This is a genomic window from Variovorax sp. GW821-FHT09A10 (assembly GCF_059418385.1).
This window is the reverse complement of sequence record NZ_JBWKPT010000010.1, coordinates 115569-131658: the sequence shown is the minus strand read 5'-3', so window position 1 is coordinate 131658 and position 16090 is coordinate 115569. Positions and strand designations below refer to the sequence as shown.

The window sequence follows — 16090 nt, the reverse complement described above, 5'->3', positions numbered from 1 at the left end:
CATCTACATGCCCAAAGAATACAAAGACCTGGTCGTAGGCCTGGACATCGGAACCGCCAAGGTGATGGTGGTCGTGGCCGAGGTGCTGCAAGGCGGCGAGCTCAAGCTGGCCGGCCTGGGCATCGCGCCCAGCAACGGCCTCAAGCGCGGCGTCGTGGTGAACATCGACGCCACCGTGCAGAGCATCCAGCAGGCGCTGAAAGAAGCCGAGCTGATGGCCGACTGCAAGATCAGCCGCGTCTACACCGGCATCACCGGCAGCCACATCCGCGGCATCAACTCGAGCGGCATGGTGGCGGTGAAGGACAAGGAAGTCACGCCCGCCGACGTGGCCCGCGTGGTCGAGACGGCGCGCGCCATCAACATCTCGAGCGACCAGCGCCTGTTGCTGGTGGAGCCGCAGGAGTTCGTGATCGACGGCCAGGACGTGAAGGAGCCGATCGGCATGAGCGGCATGCGTCTGGAGGCCAAGGTGCACATCGTGACCGGCGCGCAGAGCGCGGCCGAGAACATCATCAAGTGCGTGCGCCGCTGCGGCCTGGAGGTCGACCAGCTGATGCTGAACCCGCTGGCCTCGAGCCAGGCGGTGCTCACCGAAGACGAGCGCGAACTGGGCGTGGTGCTGGTCGACATCGGCGCGGGCACGACCGACGTGGCGATCTTCACCAACGGCGCGATCCGCCACACGGCCGTGATCCCGATCGCGGGCGACCTCATCACGAGCGACATCGCGATGGCCCTGCGCACGCCCACCAAGGACGCGGAGGACATCAAGGTCGAGCACGGCTATGCCAAGCAGCTGCTGGCCGACCCTGAATCGCAGGTCGAAGTCCCCGGCCTTGGCGATCGCGGCCCGCGCATGTTGAGCAAGCAGGCGCTTGCCGGCGTGATCGAGCCGCGCATCGAAGAAATCTTCTCGCTGGTGCAGCAGGTGGTGCGCGAGTCGGGCTACGAGGAAGTGCTGTCGTCGGGCGTGGTGCTCACGGGCGGCAGTGCCGTCATGCCCGGCATGGTCGAGCTCGGTGAAGACATCTTCCTCAAGCCCGTGCGCCGCGGCATTCCGAAGTACTCGAGCGCGCTCTCGGACATGGTGGCGCAGCCGCGCGCGGCCACCGTGATGGGCCTGCTCGAGGAAGCACGTTTTGCACGCATGCGTGGCTTCAAGGTCGCACAGAAGAACGGGTCCGTAAAGACTGCGTTCGGACGTTTCAAGGACTTCATCGTGGGGAACTTCTGACCATGAACCATTCCCCACTCTGGCTCGCACGCGCGGGTCCTCCGCTGCATTTCAACGAGCGATGGCGACGCACCGGTCCACCATCGCGACGGCGATCCCGTTGATCACGTCACGGCAGAAGAAATATTCATAGACACATAACGGCAACTGCAATATTCAAGGAGTTAGAAATGACCATCGAAATGATCGAAGTCGAAGAATTCAACCAGGGCACGCAGATCAAGGTGATCGGTGTCGGCGGCGGCGGTGGCAATGCGGTCGCCCACATGATGGAGCGTGGTGTGCAAGGCGTGCAGTTCGTTTGCGCCAACACCGACGCGCAAGCCCTGCAACGCAGCAACGCGCACAAGAACATCCAGCTGGGCATCAGCGGCCTGGGCGCCGGCAGCAAGCCCGAGAAGGGCCGTGACGCGGCCGAAGCCGCAGTGGACGACATCCGCGCCGCCATCGACGGCGCGCACATGCTGTTCATCACGGCCGGCATGGGCGGCGGCACCGGCACCGGCGCCGCACCCGTGATCGCGCGCGTGGCCAAGGAAATGGGCATCCTGACGGTGGGCGTGGTGACCAAGCCCTTCGACTGGGAAGGCGGCCGTCGCATGACCAACGCCGACGCCGGCCTGGCCGAGCTCGAAGCCAACGTCGACTCGCTGATCGTCGTGCTCAACGAGAAGCTGCTGGACGTGCTCGGTGAAGACATCACGCAAGACGAAGCCTTCGCGCACGCCAACGACGTGCTGAAGAACGCCGTGGGCGGCATCTCGGAAATCATCAACGAGTACGGCGGCGTGAACGTCGACTTCGAAGACGTGCGCACCGTGATGGGCGAACCCGGCAAGGCCATGATGGGCACGGCCGCGGCCGCAGGCCCGGACCGCGCGCGCATCGCCGCCGAACAGGCCGTGGCCTGCCCGCTGCTCGAAGGCATCGACCTCTCGGGCGCCAAGGGCGTGCTGGTGCTGGTGACGGCATCGAAGGGTTCGCTGAAGCTGAACGAGTCGAAGCTCGCGATGAACACCATCCGCGCCTACGCCTCGCCGGACGCGCACGTGATCTACGGCGCCGCCTACGACGAAAGCCTGGGCGACCAGATGCGCGTCACGGTGGTGGCCACGGGTCTGTCGCGCGCCGACGCACGCCGCCAGGCCCCGACGCTCGAAGTGATCCGCACCGGCACCGACAACATCCCGTTCACCGTGCCGACGCTCGGCGGCATGGGCCACGCGGGTGGTGGTTCGGGCAGCCAGCCCAACTACGACGGCATGGCCGTGCCCAGCGTGTGGCGCACCAACCGCACGATGGCCGCCGCCAAGGTCGACGCGCTGTCGTCGGGTGGCATGGACGACTTCGAGATCCCCGCATTCCTGCGCCGTCAGGCCGACTGACCGCAGGCCACCGAACGCAGAGGGCACGAGGGTTCGCAAGGGGACGGGGAAGACCTGAAAGGGACTGCCCCCCGGCTCTAGGCGCTGCGTCCACCTCGTGCCCCTTGCGTCCACCGCCGGGGCTCCCCGGCTTTTTGTTCTTTCTTATCTGACCGGTCCATGTCTATCGCGGCCATAGCGAAGGGAATAGGGCGTCACGGTCGCCGCCCGCCTAAAATCTCGGGCGTGCTGCAACAACGAACCCTCAAGTCGATCAGCCGCGCCGTGGGCGTGGGGCTTCACAGCGGCCAACGCGTGGAGCTGACCCTGCGACCGGCCCCCGCCGACACGGGCATCGTGTTCCGTCGCGTCGACCTGCCCGAGCCGGTCGAGATCCGCATGACCGCCGAAGCGGTCACCGACACGCGCCTGGCGTCCACCGTCTCCACGGGCGGCGCCAAGGTGCAGACCGTCGAACACATCATGTCCGCCTGCGCGGGCCTGGGCATCGACAACCTCTACATCGACATCACGGCCGACGAAGTGCCGATCCTCGACGGGTCGGCCTCGTCCTTCGTGTTCCTGCTGCAAAGCGCGGGCATCGAACTGCAGAAGGCGCCGCGCCGCTTCATCCGCGTGCTGCGCAAGGTCGAGGTGCGCGAAGGCGAGGGCGCCAACGAGAAGTGGGCGAGCCTGGAGCCGTACCACGGCTTCAAGCTGAGCTTCGAGATCGACTTCGACCACCGCGTCGTCAACTCCACCGGCCAGCGCGTGGATTTCGATTTGGGCGCCGACTCGTACAGCCGCGACATCGCACGCGCGCGCACCTTCGGTTTCACCAAGGAACTCGAGTACATGCTCAGCAAGGGCCTGGCACGCGGAGGCGGCCTGGACAACGCCATCGTCATGGACGACACCAAGGTGCTCAATGCCGGCGGCCTGCGCTACGACGACGAGTTCGTGAAGCACAAGATCCTCGACGCCATGGGCGACCTGTACATCATCGGCAAGCCGCTGCTGGCCGCGTACACCGCGTTCCGCTCGGGCCATGCGCTCAACAACAAGCTGCTGCGCGAGTTGCTCTCGCACAGCGACGCCTACGAGGTCGTGACCTTCGAGGACGAGAAGCGCGCACCGCGCGGCTTCGGCGAAGTGGCGCGGGCCTGGTAAGCCCGGCGCGCGCTTTTCTTTCCGATGCTTCTCTTTCGCTGGGCCATCCTGCTGCTTCTGCTGGTGGCAGGCGTGTCCTTCGCGTTCTATGCGGGCACGGGGCAGGTCAAGTACCGCCGCTTCGGCTGGATCGTGTTCAAGTGGACGGTGCTGGCGGCGCTCGGCTTCTTCGCCGTGCTGATCGCCGAGCGCGTCGCGTAGCGCGAGCCGTTCAATCGACCAGGGCCTGCAGCGCCTGCACCTGCTGCGCAAGCAGCGGCCCCTTGCGATGCGCGGGCACCAGCAGCATCAACGTGTCTCCCAGCGCCTTCGGCCGCCCCCAGGGCGCGTGCAGCCGGCCTTTCTCCAGCAGCGGGGCCACCAGCCGCTCGCGCCCCATCAGCACCCCTTCGCCGTCGAGCGCGGCCTGCAGCGCGAGGCTGTAGAGCGAGAAATCCGGGCCGGCGGCCAGCGCATCGGCCTCGGCCGCCGTGGTACCGGGGCGCACGGCCTGCAGCCAGCGCGACCAGTCGTCGCGCCACACCGTGTCGTGCAGGCCGCCGCAGCGCGCGAGCACGTCGAGGAGGTCGTCGAGCGGGCGCGGGCGTGCGCTCTCCAGCGATGCGCGCACGCGCGGGCTGCACACGGGCACGAGACGGTCGCGTGCGAGCGGGATGCACGTGGCACCGACGGCGGCTTCGGCGCCTCGCGCGTAGAACAGCCCGAGATCGAAAGGCTCGCGCCGGAAGTTCGGCGGCTGCTCCAGCGCCGTCACCGACACCTGCACGCCGGGCAGCGCGGCCTTCAGCCGCGAGAGCCGCGGCGACAGCCACAGCTGCGCCATCGCCGGCAGGGCCGCCACCTGCAGCGTGCTGCGGCGCGCGGCGGTCTGCGTCTCCTGGCGCAGCGCCTGCACCGCGAGGCCGAGCTGGTCGACCGCCGTGCTGAGCGCCGGCAACGCGCGCCGGCCGTGCGCGCTGAGCCGGATGCCCTGGCTGTGCCGCTCGAACAGCGCACCGCCGGCCCAGGTCTCGAGCGCCTTGATCTGCTGCGCGACGGCGGCGGGCGTCACGAACAGTTCCTCGGCCGCCCGAGCAAAGCTGCCGTGGCGCGCCGCGGCCTCGAAGGCGCGCACGGCCGTGTGCGGCGGCAGGCGAGGGCGGGGTGGGGCGAGGGACATGCGATGGAGGCCCAGTTTTTCTAGGGCTCAGGCCCAGTTTATCCATGTTGCCCGTTGGCGTACGGGGCGCGACCATGCGGTCATTCCCTTCCACCACTCCCAGCGAGACACCGCATGCCCGCAGCCCTTCACCGCCGTTCCTGGGTTCCCGCCGCCAGCGAGGACCACGTGCTCGCCATTGCTGCCGACGCCGCCGCGCGCGACGCGGCGGGCGTGGCCGCCGAGATCGAACGCCTCGTGGCCGACAGCCACCGCATCCACGACGTCGACGGCCTGAACCTCAACCCCGCCACCAACGTGATGAACCCCGCCGCCGAGGCGCTGCTGTCGCGCGGGCTGGGCTCGCGCCCGTCGCTGGGCTACCCGGGCGACAAGTACGAGATGGGGCTGGACGCCATCGAGCGCATCGAGGTCGTCGCCGCCGAGCTGGCGGCCGAGGTGTTCGGCGCGCGCTTCGCCGAGGTGCGCGTGAGCTCGGGCGCGCTGTCGAACCTCTACGTGTTCATGGCGACCTGCCGGCCCGGCGACACGATCATCGCGCCGCCGCCCGCCATCGGCGGCCATGTGACGCACCACGCGGCGGGCGCGGCCGGGCTCTACGGCCTGAAGACCGTGCCGGCGCCGGTCGATGCCGACGGCTACTCGGTCGACGTGGTGGCGCTGGCCAAGCTCGCGCGCGAGGTGAAGCCCAAGCTCATCACCATCGGCGGCAGCCTCAACCTGTTCCCGCACCCGGTGCCCGCGATCCGCGAGGTGGCCGACAGCGTGGGCGCCAAGGTGCTGTTCGATGCCGCGCACCTCTCGGGCATGGTGGCCGGCAAGGCCTGGCCGCAGCCGCTCGAAGACGGCGCGCACGCGATCACCATGAGCACATACAAGAGCCTGGGCGGCCCGGCCGGCGGGCTGATCGTGGCGAACGACGCGGCGCTGATGGAGCGCATCGACGCCATCGCCTACCCCGGCCTCACGGCCAACTCGGACGCGGGCCGCACCGCGGCGCTGGCGCGCGGCCTGCTCGACTGGAAGGTGCACGGCGCGGCCTATGCGGCGGCGATGCGCGACACCGCGCAGGCGCTGGCGCGCGCGCTCGATGCGCAAGGCCTGCCGGTGTTCGCCAAGGCGCGAGGCTTCACGCAGTCGCACCAGTTCGCCCTCGAGGCCGCGCGCTGGGGCGGCGGGCAGCGCGCCGCGAAGCAGCTGGCCCAAGGCGGCCTGCTGGCCTGCGGCATCGGCCTGCCGAGTGCGCCTGTCGACAGCGACATCAACGGCCTGCGCCTGGGCGTGCCCGAGATCGTGCGGCTGGGCTTCACGCCCGAAGACATGCCGCAGCTGGCCGACTGGATCGCGCGAGCGCTGGCAGGCGATGCGCCCGCCGTGGCCGCCGAGGTGCGCGAACGCCGCCGGCGCCTGGGCGACCTGCGCTACATCGTGCGCTGAATCGTCCTCAGCGCGAACGCCCTTGCCGGTAGGTGCCGGCGTGGGTCTTCGACAGCTCGGCCGCCTCCGCGAGCCGCGCCATCGAGCGGCCGACCTGCGCGTGCGTGATCGCGATGCCCAGCGCGTCCGCCGCGTCGGCGCCCGGCAGGCCGGGCAGGTCGAGCAGGCGCTTCACCATCTCCTGCACCTGCGCCTTCGCGGCCTGGCCGTGGCCCGCCACGGCCTTCTTCATCTGCAGCGCCGTGTACTCGGCCACCGAGAGGTTGTGGCTCACCAGCGCCGTCACGCAGGCGCCGCGCGCCTGGCCCAGCAGCAGCGTCGACTGCGGGTTGACGTTGACGAAGATGATTTCGACCGCCGACGCCTCGGGCTGGTAGCGCGCCGTGATCTCGCCGATGCCGTCGAACAGCACCTTCAGGCGCGCCGGCAGGTTGCCGCTGCCCAGGTGCCGGGTGCTGATGGTGCCGCTGGCCACGTAGCGCAGCGCATGGCCGTCCGCATCGACCACGCCGAAGCCGGTGGTCTGCAAACCGGGGTCGATGCCGAGGATCCGCATGAAAAGGAAGCGTAAAGGCCTAAGCCTGGGTGAGGAAGGTTGAAGAAGGTGCGAATTCGCGCGCGATGCGTGGGGGATCGCGGGCAGAATCCGCCGTTCTTGCATTCCGCCCCGCTCCGCGCGGGGCGCGCCACACAAGGAAGCGAAGGTGAATGTAGTCGAGTCCTCCGCGCAGCAGCAACCGAAGCCATTGAACGACGCCCCGGCCTTGCCCGCGCACCCGCAGCAATCTCCTGCCGAACGCGCCGCCGCGAGCTTTCGCCAGGCGGAGCTGCTCAGCGACCTCGGCCGCCGCCGCGAGGCGATCGGCGCCTGCAGCCGGCTGATCGCCGAGTTCGGCGCGCTGCCCGACGCCGCCGTGGTCGTGCCCTGTTGCCAGGCGCTGCGGCTGCTCGCGCACGTGCTGCGCCAGCTGCATCGCCCGGCCGACGCGCTGGCCACGCTCGACCGCCTCGTGGCCGCGCACGGCGGGCGCAGCGAGCCCGAGATCCGCGCGCACATCGCCCACGCGCTGTACCAGCGCACCTGGCTCATCGACGACGCGGCGGCACGCTGCGAGGCCTGCGACTTCATGAGCGAGCAGCTCGATGCGCAGGCCGATGCCGCGCTCGATGCATGGCGGCTCGACGCGCGCCTGCTGAAGGCCGAGATCGAACACCACCGCGGCCTGCCGCAGGACGCATTGGCCACGCTCGAAGCGGCCATCGAACGCTTTGAGGGCGGCACCGATGCCGGCGTGGTGCTGCGCGTGGCGCGGGCGCGGCTGGCTGCGGTGCTCAACCTGCGCGAGCTGGCGCAGCACACGCAGGCGCAGGTGCTGTGCCTGCAGGTGGCCGACCCGATCGAAACCGGGCTGGCCGAGGCCGCGCCCGAGCTGCGGCTCGAAGGCGTGCGCGCGCTGGCCTTGTTCTTCGACGGCCTCGGGCTCGACGAGGTCGCGCGCCGCGCCGAGCTGGTCGGCTGGCTGCTCGACCGCTACGGCCACGACGCCTCCGCGCAGGTGCGCCGCCTCGCGGCCGTGCGCGCCCACGAATGGGCCGTGGGGCTGCGCGACCAGGGCGATGGCGAGGCCGCGCTGGCCGCCTGCGAGCGCCTGCTCGGCACGTTCGCGCACGACGCCGACGCCGTGGTGCAGCGCACCGTGGCCACCACCTTGCTGCACAAGGGCTTCGTGCTGCTCGACCTGCTGGGTCGGCCCGAGGCGGCGCTTGCGGTGTACGAGCCGCTCGTGGCAGCGTCGCGCGACGCCGCCACGCCCGAACTGCGCGAACTGCGCGAGCTGCGCGTGAAGGCGACGGCCGGGCGCGAGGCCTGCCTGAAGCGCCTGCGAAAGACGGGTGGGCTCGACGCCGGCGAGTTGCCGACCGAGCTCTTCGACGCGGCATGTGACACCGTCCGCGAAGGCCGCAAGCTCGGCGACGCGGGCGCATCGCGCGAGGCCATCGCGCTGTTCGACGAGGTGCTCTCGGCACATGCCGCCTCGCCGCACCCGCTGATGCGCCGCCAGTGCGCGCGCGCCCTGTCGCACAAGACCTTCTGCCTGCTGGCGCTGGAGCATTTCACCGAGGTCGTCGAGGCGGCCGACGCGATGGACGCGCGCTACGGCGCCGATGCCTCCACCGAGATGCAGTCGCAGGTGGCGCTGTGCCTGCAATACAAGAGCACTGCGCTCGACCGCCTCGCGCGACCCGCGGACGAGATGCGCGTGCACGACGAGATCGTCGCGCGCTGGGGCAATTCCGAGCTGCCCGACCTGCGTGCGCGCGTGGCCGGTGCGCTGTTCCGCAAGGGCGCCGTGCTGCGCCGCGCGGGCCGCTTCGCCGAGGCCGTGGCCAGCTACGACGAGGTGATCGCGCGCACGGCGATGGCGCGGGACAGCGCCCTGCAGCTGTGGGCCGCCAAGTCGCTGATCAACAAGGCCAAGGCCTTCGACAAGATGGACGACCTGGCCGGCCAGGCCAAGGCCTACCGCCTGCTCATCGCACGCTTTGGCGAGTCGGGCGACGCGGCCTTGCGCGAGCGTGTGGCCAATGCCTGTGAATGGCTGGCCGAGGCCGAAGGGCGGCAGGGGCGGGTGGCGGCACAGCGCGAGGCGCTGGAACTGGCACTCGGGCGTTTCGGCACCGCGCTGTCGACCGAGCAGCGCACGCGGCTCAAGCGCGAGCTGCAGGCACTGAAGACGAAGGCTCTAGGACGGCGCGCAAAGCAGGCCTTCGACCGGGTGGTGCTGCGCAAGGCCTGATCGCCCGCTCGGTGCTTCAGACGTTGAAGTACCAGCGGATCGAGTGGAAGAAGATCGGCGCCGCGAAGCACAGCGCGTCCACGCGGTCGAGCAGGCCGTTGGCGCCGGTCACGCCCACGCCCTTCTGGCCCCAGTTCGGAATGCCGCGGTCGCGCTTGAGTGCCTTCATCACGAGGTGGCCCATCGAGCCCGCGACGCAGGCAATGATCGACACCGCGAGCGCCTGCCCGAACTTGAACGGCGTGATGAACGAGAACAGCGCGCCCACCAGGCTGGCCACGACGATGCCGATGCCCCAGCTGGTCCAGTTGAAGCTGCGGCTCACGTTCGGCGCGAACGGCGTGCGCTGCATGCGCCGCGAGATCAGGTGCTGCACCAGCACCGAGGTCTGCACCACGAACACCAGGAAGAACACGAGGAACGCGCTCTTGCCTTCGTAGCCCGGGAAGGTCAGCAGCAGCAGCGCGGGCACGTGGCTCATGCCGTAGACGCAGACCATGATGCCCCACTGCAGCTTGGCGTTGCGCTCGAGGAAATGGCTGGGGTCGTTGGCCAGCGCGCTCGCCACCGGAATGGCGAGGAACACGTAGACCGGGATGAACACCGTGAACAGGTCGAAGCGCGCCGTGGCCACCAGCCAGAACTGGATCGGCAGCACCACGAAGAACGCGAGGATCAGGCTGCGGTGGTCGCCGCGGCGCGTCGGCGAGAGCGTGATGAACTCGCGCAGCGCAAAGAACGCGATCAGCGCGAACAGCACGGTGGCCACCGTTTCGCCCAGCGCCCAGCCGATCCAGAACACGATCACCATGAACCAGGTGGTGCCCAGCAGCGCGCGGAAATGCGCCAGCTCGGCCTGCCACGATTCGTCGTGCACCGGGTTGCGCCGCTCCTTGAAGCTCAGGAAGAAGACGGCGGTGCTCACGATGACGAGCAGGCCGAAGACGATCAGGAAAAGGGCCGCGACCTGCTGGGTCGGGCTGAGGCTGCGCAGGAACTGGTTCATACCTTCAGACGTCGCGCAAGGCGATCACGGCGGCGCGGGCGCGGTCGAGGAATGGGCGGCGCTCTTCGCCGTCCTCGACGCGGATCGGCGCGCCGAAGGTGACGGAGCACAGGATGGGCACGGGCACGATCTCGCCCTTGGGCATCACGCGCTGCACGTTGTCGATCCAGGCCGGCACGAGCACCACGTCGGGGAACATCGTCGCCAGCGCGTACAGGCCCGACTTGAATTTCTGCGGCTCGCCGGTGTGGCCACGCGTGCCTTCGGGAAAGATGATGATCGAGTCGCCGCTGCGCAGCGCGTCGATGAGTGGGGCAAGCGGGTCGGCGACTGGTGCCTCGGGCGTGGCGACTGGTACTTCGGGGTCGATGACCGGCGGCGGTGCGACCGGTGGCGGGGGCGGCGGGGGCGCGGGAAGGTCGAGCTGTCCCTGGATCTCCTGTGGGCCCTCGGCGGCCGGTGCGTGAACCACAGTTTCGATCGGCAGCAGCGGCTCCATCGACGGCTCGATGCGCTCGGCCGGGGCGATGGGCGCCGCGGGTGGCGGTGCCTGAGGCGGTGCTACCGACGGCGGCGCAACCGGTGCACCCCCCGTGGCCGCCCGCTCCACATACACCGCGTTGAACACCTCCGTCGTGATCCAGCGCTTGACCGGCGTGTTGGCCCAGTAGTCGCGCGCCGCGATGGGCCGCGTGATGCTGCGCAGCTCCTCGGGCAGCGCGGCCCAGATCATCACGAGGTCCGCGTGGCTCTGGTGATTCGCGAAGTAGATGCGCTGCTCGGCCTTCGGCGGACAGCCGTACCAGCGCGCCTGCGCGCCGGTGAGCAATCGGACGATTCCCAGCAGCAACCAACCTGTGAGCTTTGCCAGCATATGGAGGCGATGATACGGGCCATGCGATGGCGATTCGATCTTCTTTCCCTGGCGTGGGCGGTGGCCCTCTTCGTGTTGCTCGTGCTGCTGGCCACCGTCGGCGCGCGCTGGGGCTGGGTGCGAAGCTTCTTCGGCGACGTGCTGGCCGTGGCGTGGGTGTACGTGGTGTTCAAGACCTTCGTCGCCGCGCGCGTGCTGCCGCTCGCACTGGCGGCCTTCGGTGTGGGGCTGCTGGTGGAGCTCGGGCAGTTCCTTGCGTCGACGTGGCACCTGCACATTCCGAACCGCGCGCTGCGCATCGTGCTCGGTGCCACCGCCGACTGGTGGGACGTGCTGGCCTACGCGATCGGCTTCGTCGCCGTGCTGGCGGTGGAAGGCGCGGTGCGCAAGCTCAGGGCAGGTCGACCGCCGGCATCCGCGCCACGATCGTCGATGCCCGTCCGTTGATGTACGACGAATTGGGCCGCCGCTCGAAGAACTTCGGGCTCGGCAGCATCACGGCCAGGCGCGCGGCCTCGTACGAACTCAGGCGCGCGGCCGGCTTCCTGAAGTAGTACTGCGCCGCGGCCTCGGCGCCGAACACGCCTTCGCCCCATTCGACGTTGTTCAGGTAGATCTCGAGGATGCGCTGCTTGTCGAGCAGCACCTCAAGCAGCGTGGCGAGCACCAGCTCCTGGCCCTTGCGCAGCATCGTGCGTTCGCCCGACAGCAGCAGGTTCTTCGCGAGCTGCTGCGTGATGGTGGAGCCGCCGCGCAGCGGGGCCGGCTGCACCGGCTTGCCGCGTGCCGCCGCGCGCGCCATGCGCTTGGCGGCCAGCTGTTCGGCGCGGGCGTTGCGCTGGCGCGCACGCTCGATGGCTTCCCACTCCACGCCGTTGTGGTCGACGAAGCCGGCGTCTTCGCTGGCGATCACGGCGCGCTTGAGGGTGTCGTTGATCTGCGTGTAGGGCACCCAGTCCTGGCGCCAGCCGCCGTCGCGGCCCTGCGAGAGGGCGACGCGCCAGGCCTCGGAGCGCTGGAAGGCCGTGCTCTGCGGATCGATCACCGCCATGGCCGCGATGCGCACCACGAAGAACAGTTCGAGCGCCAGGCCCGCCACCACGAGGCAGGCGATCAGGCGCAGCAGGCCCTTCATGCGCCGGCGGCGAGCGAGGCGCGCAGCTCGGCCAGCACCTGCGCCGACGGCGGGCGCACGCCGCGCCAGAATTCGAAGGCTTCGGCGGCCTGTTCCACCAGCATGCCGAGGCCGTCGCGCGCGACGGCGCCGTGCGCCTCGGCCCAGGCCATGAAGCCTGCGGCGGCGGGGCCGTACATCATGTCGACGGCCAGCGCGCCGGGGCGCAGCACCTGCGCGCGCACGGGCACCGCGTCGCCCGCGAGGCTGGAGGCGGTGGCGTTGACCACCACGTCGAAGTCGCCCGGCACGTCGTCGAGCGCCCAGGCTTCGAGCGTGGCGCCGTGGCGCAGCGCAAGCGCGGCATGGCGCTGCACCAGCGCGATGGCCTTGTCGAGCGTGCGGTTGGCCACCACGACGTGCGCGGCGCCCGCGTCGAGCAGCGGCCCGAGCACGCCCGCCGCCGCGCCGCCGGCGCCGATCAGCAGCAGCGACCGGCCCGCCAGCGGCACGCCGGCGTTGCGCACGATGTCGTTGACCAGGCCGATGCCGTCGGTGTTGTCGGCATGGATGCTGCCGTCGGCCTCGAAGCGCAGCGTGTTCACGGCCTGCGCCAGCGTGGCGCGCTCGCTGGTGTGCTGCGCGAGCGCGGCGGCATCGAACTTGAAGGGCACGGTGACGTTGCAGCCGCGCGCGGTGTCGCCCTGCGCGGCGGCCTCGCTGCGGAAGGCGGCAATGCCTTCGGCAAAGGCGCCGAGCGGCACCAGGCGCCGGCCGTAGGCCATGGGCTGGCCGCAGAGTTCGGCAAAGCGCGCGTGGATGCGGGGCGAGCGGCTGTGCTCGACGGGGTTGCCCATGACGCAGTACTGATCCATGGCCGATGCTCCGTGTTCTGCTGGGGTGCTGTTGCTATTGGGACGACAGCTCGATGGTCTCGTCGCGCGTGAACTTGAAGCGCGACTGCAGCACGATCTGGTCGGTCTGCTTGCGCATCGCGTCGGTGAAGGTGCCGAAGTTTCCGACGCTGCGCACGATGGCCTGGGCACGGCGGTCGAGCGTGGTGTTGCCCGAGCTTTCGTCGACCACGGTGTCGAGCACGCGCCCGTCGTGGTTGATGGTGACGGTCATCTTGAGTTCGCCGTAGAGCTTCTTGCCGGCCGCGGTCGGGAAGTTCTCGGTGCCCTTGACCTCGATGCGGCGGCGCAGCGTGTCGACGTACAGCGCGTAGGCCGCCTCGCGCGTGGCGGGGCTCAGGTAGCGCTTCTTGGGGCGCGCGTTTTCCTCGTTCACGCGGCGCTCGATCTCGGCGAGCAGCGCGACCATCTGGCGGCGCTTTTCCTCGCGCGCGGCGGCCTCGGTCGGGTCGCCGGCCTGGCGCGGATCGGGCACGGGCATGGCGGCCAGCTCGCGCTTGAGCTGCGCCAGCATCTGCATCTGCTGGGCCTGCATGGCCTCGACCTGGCGGCGCGATTCTTCGAACGAGTCGCCCATGGTGGTGAAGCTCGACGGCGGCAGCGGGCTGGTGGCGCGGCCCTTGTCGAGGTCGCCGCCGCCCGCGAGCGTGGTCTGCGCCATCACGCGGGCCGCGGGGTCGGCCTTGTCGTTGGTCTTGCTGTTGACCAGGATCACTTCGAGCGGGGTTTCGCTGAAGACCCGGTTGAACGATTCGGGATCGACGAAGCGCACCGCGAGCAACGCGGCATGCGCGATGACCGACACGCCCAGAGCGATCTGCAGCGTGCTGAGGTCCTTGAGATTCATTCTCGAAACTCCTCCAGGGGTCGCGTGTCTCCGGTCGTTCGACCGGGGGTCATGCAGGCGTGGTCGTCGTCGGGTCGGGTGCGGCCTCGGTGTCGCTCAGGTCGACCGCGATGGCGATCGGGCCGGCGACTTCTTCCTCGTCGTCCTCGCCGCCGTCAGCGGCTGCGGCATCGGCCTGCGGCACGTCGAAGCGTTCGAGCACGGTGCCGCTCACGTCGAGCGCGATCTCGTCGATCTCGCCGAGCTTCACGCGCACGCGCGCGCCGCGCTCCTGCTGGCCGGCCACCGGGAACACCAGCGGCAGCGTGTCGGCACGCACCAGCGCGCCGTTGGGAATGTCCTTGATGACCGTGGCCTCGAGCTCGGTGATGCCCTGCTGCTGCAGGTACTTCAGCGTCCAGAAGCGCTCCATGCCGCCCTGGTAGGCGTTGTACGTGGCGTAGGCCGCGTCGAAGCCCGAGAGGATGGAGAACAGGTCGGCGTCCTTCGGCTTGAACGGCGCGGCCAGCGCGGCGGTCTTGCCGTGGCGCGCGGCCGCGATGATCTGCCACTGGTTCACGAGGTCGGTGTAGCGGCGCAGCGGCGAGGTGCTCCAGGCGTAGCTCTTCACGCCCAGGCCCGCGTGCGGCAGCGCGCGCGTGCCCATGCGCACCTTGATGCCGGGCGCCAGGCTGGCCTGGCTGCGGTACAGGCCCGGCACGCCGAGCTCGCCGAGCCAGCCGCCCCAGCTGCTGTTGGCCAGGATCATGGCCTCGGACACGATCAGGTCGAGCGGCGCGCCGCGCTGGCGCGTGCTGATCTGCACCTGCTCGTTGCCGGTGGGCTCGGCGCCGTCGTTGCCGACGAGGCGGAAGTTGTAGTCGGGCCGGCTGAAGTTCTCGGGCTTGCCGCGCACCACTTCGCGCTGCGCCTTCAGGTGCTTGGCCAGGCGGAACAGGAAGGACAGCGGCGCGCGCAGCTTCGCGGCGGCGTCGGGGGTGTTGTCCGAATTGAAGGTGGCGTCTTCGAGCCAGGGCTGCGTGACGACGGCGTCGAGCTGGTCGTGGCGCAGGTTGGCGACGATCGGCACGCGCTCGAGTTTCGTCTCGGTGGCCTGCAGCTCCAGCGTGGCTTCGTCAAAGCGCGCATAGAGCGACACGGCCGGGCGGTCGCCGCCTTCGAGCAGCGTGTAGGTGTCGACCACCTCGTCGGGCAGCATGGTGATCTTGTAGCCCGGCATGTACACGGTGGACATGCGCGCACGCGCCACGGCGTCGATGGCGCTGCCCGGCGTGAGCGCCAGGCCCGGCGCGGCGATGTGGATGCCGACCGTGATGGTGCCGCTGCCCATGCCTTGCACGGACAGCGCGTCGTCGATTTCGGTGGTCTGCGAGTCGTCGATCGAGAAGGCCCGCACGCCTTCGGCCAGCGGCAGGTCGTCGGCGACGGCCGGCGCCGCGAGCGCGGGAAAGCCGGTGCCCTTGGGGAAGTTCTCGAACAGGAAGCGCCGCCAGTGGAACTGGTAGGGCGAATCGATGGCGCCGGCGCGCTCCAGCAGGTCGAGCGGCGGGCGCTGCGTGGCGCGCGCGGCGTCGACCACGGCCTTGTATTCGGGGGCGTTCTTGTCGGGCTTGAACAGGATCTTGTAGAGCTGCTCGCGGATCGGCGGCGGGCACACGCCCTCGGCCAGCTGGCCCGCCCATTCGACGATCTGCGCCTGGATGGCCTTCTTCTTCTCGATGGCGGCCAGCGCCTGCTGCACGATCTCGGCGGGCGCCTTCTTGAAGCGCCCCTTGCCCGCGCGGCGGAAGTAGTGCGGCGCCTCGAACAGCGCGAACAGCGCGGCGGCCTGCTGCCCGAGCGTGGGCTTCTCGCTGAAATAGTCGGCCGCCAGGTCGGCAAAGCCGAACTCGCCTTCGGCTGCGAATTCCCAGGCGAGGTCGAGGTCCATGGCGGCGGCGAGCGTGCGCGCCTCGGCCATCAGCTCGGCCGGGGACGGTTTCTCGAAACGCAGAACGATGTTGGCGCCCTTGACCTTGACGCGCTTGCCGGTCTCGAGCTCGACCTGTGCCGAGGCTTCGGCTTCCGACAGGACGCGGCCGCCGAGGTACTTGCCGGCTTCTTCAAACAATACAAACATCCGGCGATTCTCCCACGCGGGATCGGGCGCGCTTCCAGGCCCGGGGCGAAC

15 protein-coding genes are annotated in these 16090 nt (G+C 69.9%); 7 read left to right on the top strand and 8 right to left on the bottom strand.

Going from position 1 to position 16090, the window contains the following annotated elements:
• Positions 1-7: 7 nt before the first annotated feature.
• From ftsA to AC07Q9_RS27410, 4 genes are all read left to right on the top strand, one after another.
• A complete protein-coding gene (gene ftsA / locus AC07Q9_RS27425) occupies positions 8-1237 on the top strand; it encodes a cell division protein FtsA (RefSeq protein ID WP_056575685.1) in 1230 nt (409 codons plus the stop codon).
• Positions 1238-1407: 170 nt separating this feature from the next.
• Complete coding sequence (gene ftsZ / locus AC07Q9_RS27420) at positions 1408-2622, top strand: cell division protein FtsZ (RefSeq protein ID WP_099795080.1); 1215 nt, start codon at positions 1408-1410, stop codon at positions 2620-2622.
• 225 nt (positions 2623-2847) lie between these two features.
• Positions 2848-3771: a UDP-3-O-acyl-N-acetylglucosamine deacetylase gene (gene lpxC, locus AC07Q9_RS27415; RefSeq protein ID WP_062474216.1), complete on the top strand. Its 924-nt coding sequence runs from the start codon at positions 2848-2850 to the stop codon at positions 3769-3771.
• A 24-nt stretch (positions 3772-3795) separates the two neighbouring features.
• Positions 3796-3972: a hypothetical protein gene (locus AC07Q9_RS27410; RefSeq protein WP_167394968.1), complete on the top strand. Its 177-nt coding sequence runs from the start codon at positions 3796-3798 to the stop codon at positions 3970-3972.
• Between the two features lie 10 nt (positions 3973-3982).
• Here AC07Q9_RS27410 and AC07Q9_RS27405 read toward each other — a convergent pair whose 3' ends face one another.
• Positions 3983-4930 carry a LysR family transcriptional regulator gene (locus AC07Q9_RS27405; protein WP_495312468.1) on the bottom strand — a complete coding sequence of 316 codons (948 nt, stop codon included), beginning with the start codon at positions 4928-4930 and terminating at the stop codon, positions 3983-3985.
• A 114-nt stretch (positions 4931-5044) separates the two neighbouring features.
• On the opposite strand from AC07Q9_RS27405, the gene AC07Q9_RS27400 reads away from it, so the two are divergent.
• The gene (locus AC07Q9_RS27400) at positions 5045-6367 is read left to right on the top strand and encodes an alpha-methylserine aldolase (RefSeq protein ID WP_495312467.1); all 1323 of its coding nucleotides are present in this window, start codon (positions 5045-5047) and stop codon (positions 6365-6367) included.
• A gap of 7 nt (positions 6368-6374) precedes the next feature.
• On the opposite strand, the gene ruvC is transcribed toward AC07Q9_RS27400, so the two are convergent.
• Positions 6375-6923, bottom strand: coding sequence for a crossover junction endodeoxyribonuclease RuvC (ruvC, locus tag AC07Q9_RS27395; RefSeq protein ID WP_062474210.1), 549 nt, complete (start codon positions 6921-6923; stop codon positions 6375-6377).
• A gap of 148 nt (positions 6924-7071) precedes the next feature.
• Here ruvC and AC07Q9_RS27390 point away from each other — a divergent pair, with 148 nt between their 5' ends.
• The gene (locus tag AC07Q9_RS27390; protein WP_495312466.1) at positions 7072-9165 is read left to right on the top strand and encodes a tetratricopeptide repeat protein; all 2094 of its coding nucleotides are present in this window, start codon (positions 7072-7074) and stop codon (positions 9163-9165) included.
• A 16-nt stretch (positions 9166-9181) separates the two neighbouring features.
• Here the strand turns inward: AC07Q9_RS27390 and AC07Q9_RS27385 are convergent, their stop codons facing one another.
• The gene (locus tag AC07Q9_RS27385; protein WP_492679247.1) at positions 9182-10171 is read right to left on the bottom strand and encodes a phosphatidate cytidylyltransferase; all 990 of its coding nucleotides are present in this window, start codon (positions 10169-10171) and stop codon (positions 9182-9184) included.
• Between the two features lie 4 nt (positions 10172-10175).
• Positions 10176-11045, bottom strand: coding sequence for a lysophospholipid acyltransferase family protein (locus AC07Q9_RS27380; protein WP_495312465.1), 870 nt, complete (start codon positions 11043-11045; stop codon positions 10176-10178).
• Positions 11046-11054: 9 nt separating this feature from the next.
• Here AC07Q9_RS27380 and AC07Q9_RS27375 point away from each other — a divergent pair, with 9 nt between their 5' ends.
• Positions 11055-11492: a ribosomal maturation YjgA family protein gene (locus AC07Q9_RS27375; RefSeq protein ID WP_307583343.1), complete on the top strand. Its 438-nt coding sequence runs from the start codon at positions 11055-11057 to the stop codon at positions 11490-11492.
• Here AC07Q9_RS27375 and mtgA read toward each other — a convergent pair.
• The 4 genes from mtgA to AC07Q9_RS27355 are packed head-to-tail and all read right to left on the bottom strand — an operon-like array spanning position 11437 to position 16039.
• Positions 11437-12180, bottom strand: coding sequence for a monofunctional biosynthetic peptidoglycan transglycosylase (gene mtgA / locus AC07Q9_RS27370; RefSeq protein WP_495312464.1), 744 nt, complete (start codon positions 12178-12180; stop codon positions 11437-11439). The two genes, AC07Q9_RS27375 and mtgA, sit on opposite strands and share 56 nt — an antisense overlap.
• Positions 12177-13034: a shikimate dehydrogenase gene (gene aroE, locus AC07Q9_RS27365; RefSeq protein WP_495312463.1), complete on the bottom strand. Its 858-nt coding sequence runs from the start codon at positions 13032-13034 to the stop codon at positions 12177-12179. The genes mtgA and aroE overlap by 4 nt, the downstream gene beginning before the upstream one ends.
• Before the next feature lie 34 nt (positions 13035-13068).
• Entirely contained in the window at positions 13069-13920 is an 852-nt protein-coding gene (locus AC07Q9_RS27360; RefSeq protein ID WP_495312462.1) for an energy transducer TonB, read from the bottom strand.
• A gap of 49 nt (positions 13921-13969) precedes the next feature.
• A complete protein-coding gene (locus AC07Q9_RS27355; protein WP_495312461.1) occupies positions 13970-16039 on the bottom strand; it encodes a ribonuclease catalytic domain-containing protein in 2070 nt (689 codons plus the stop codon).
• Between the last annotated feature and the right edge of the window lie 51 nt (positions 16040-16090).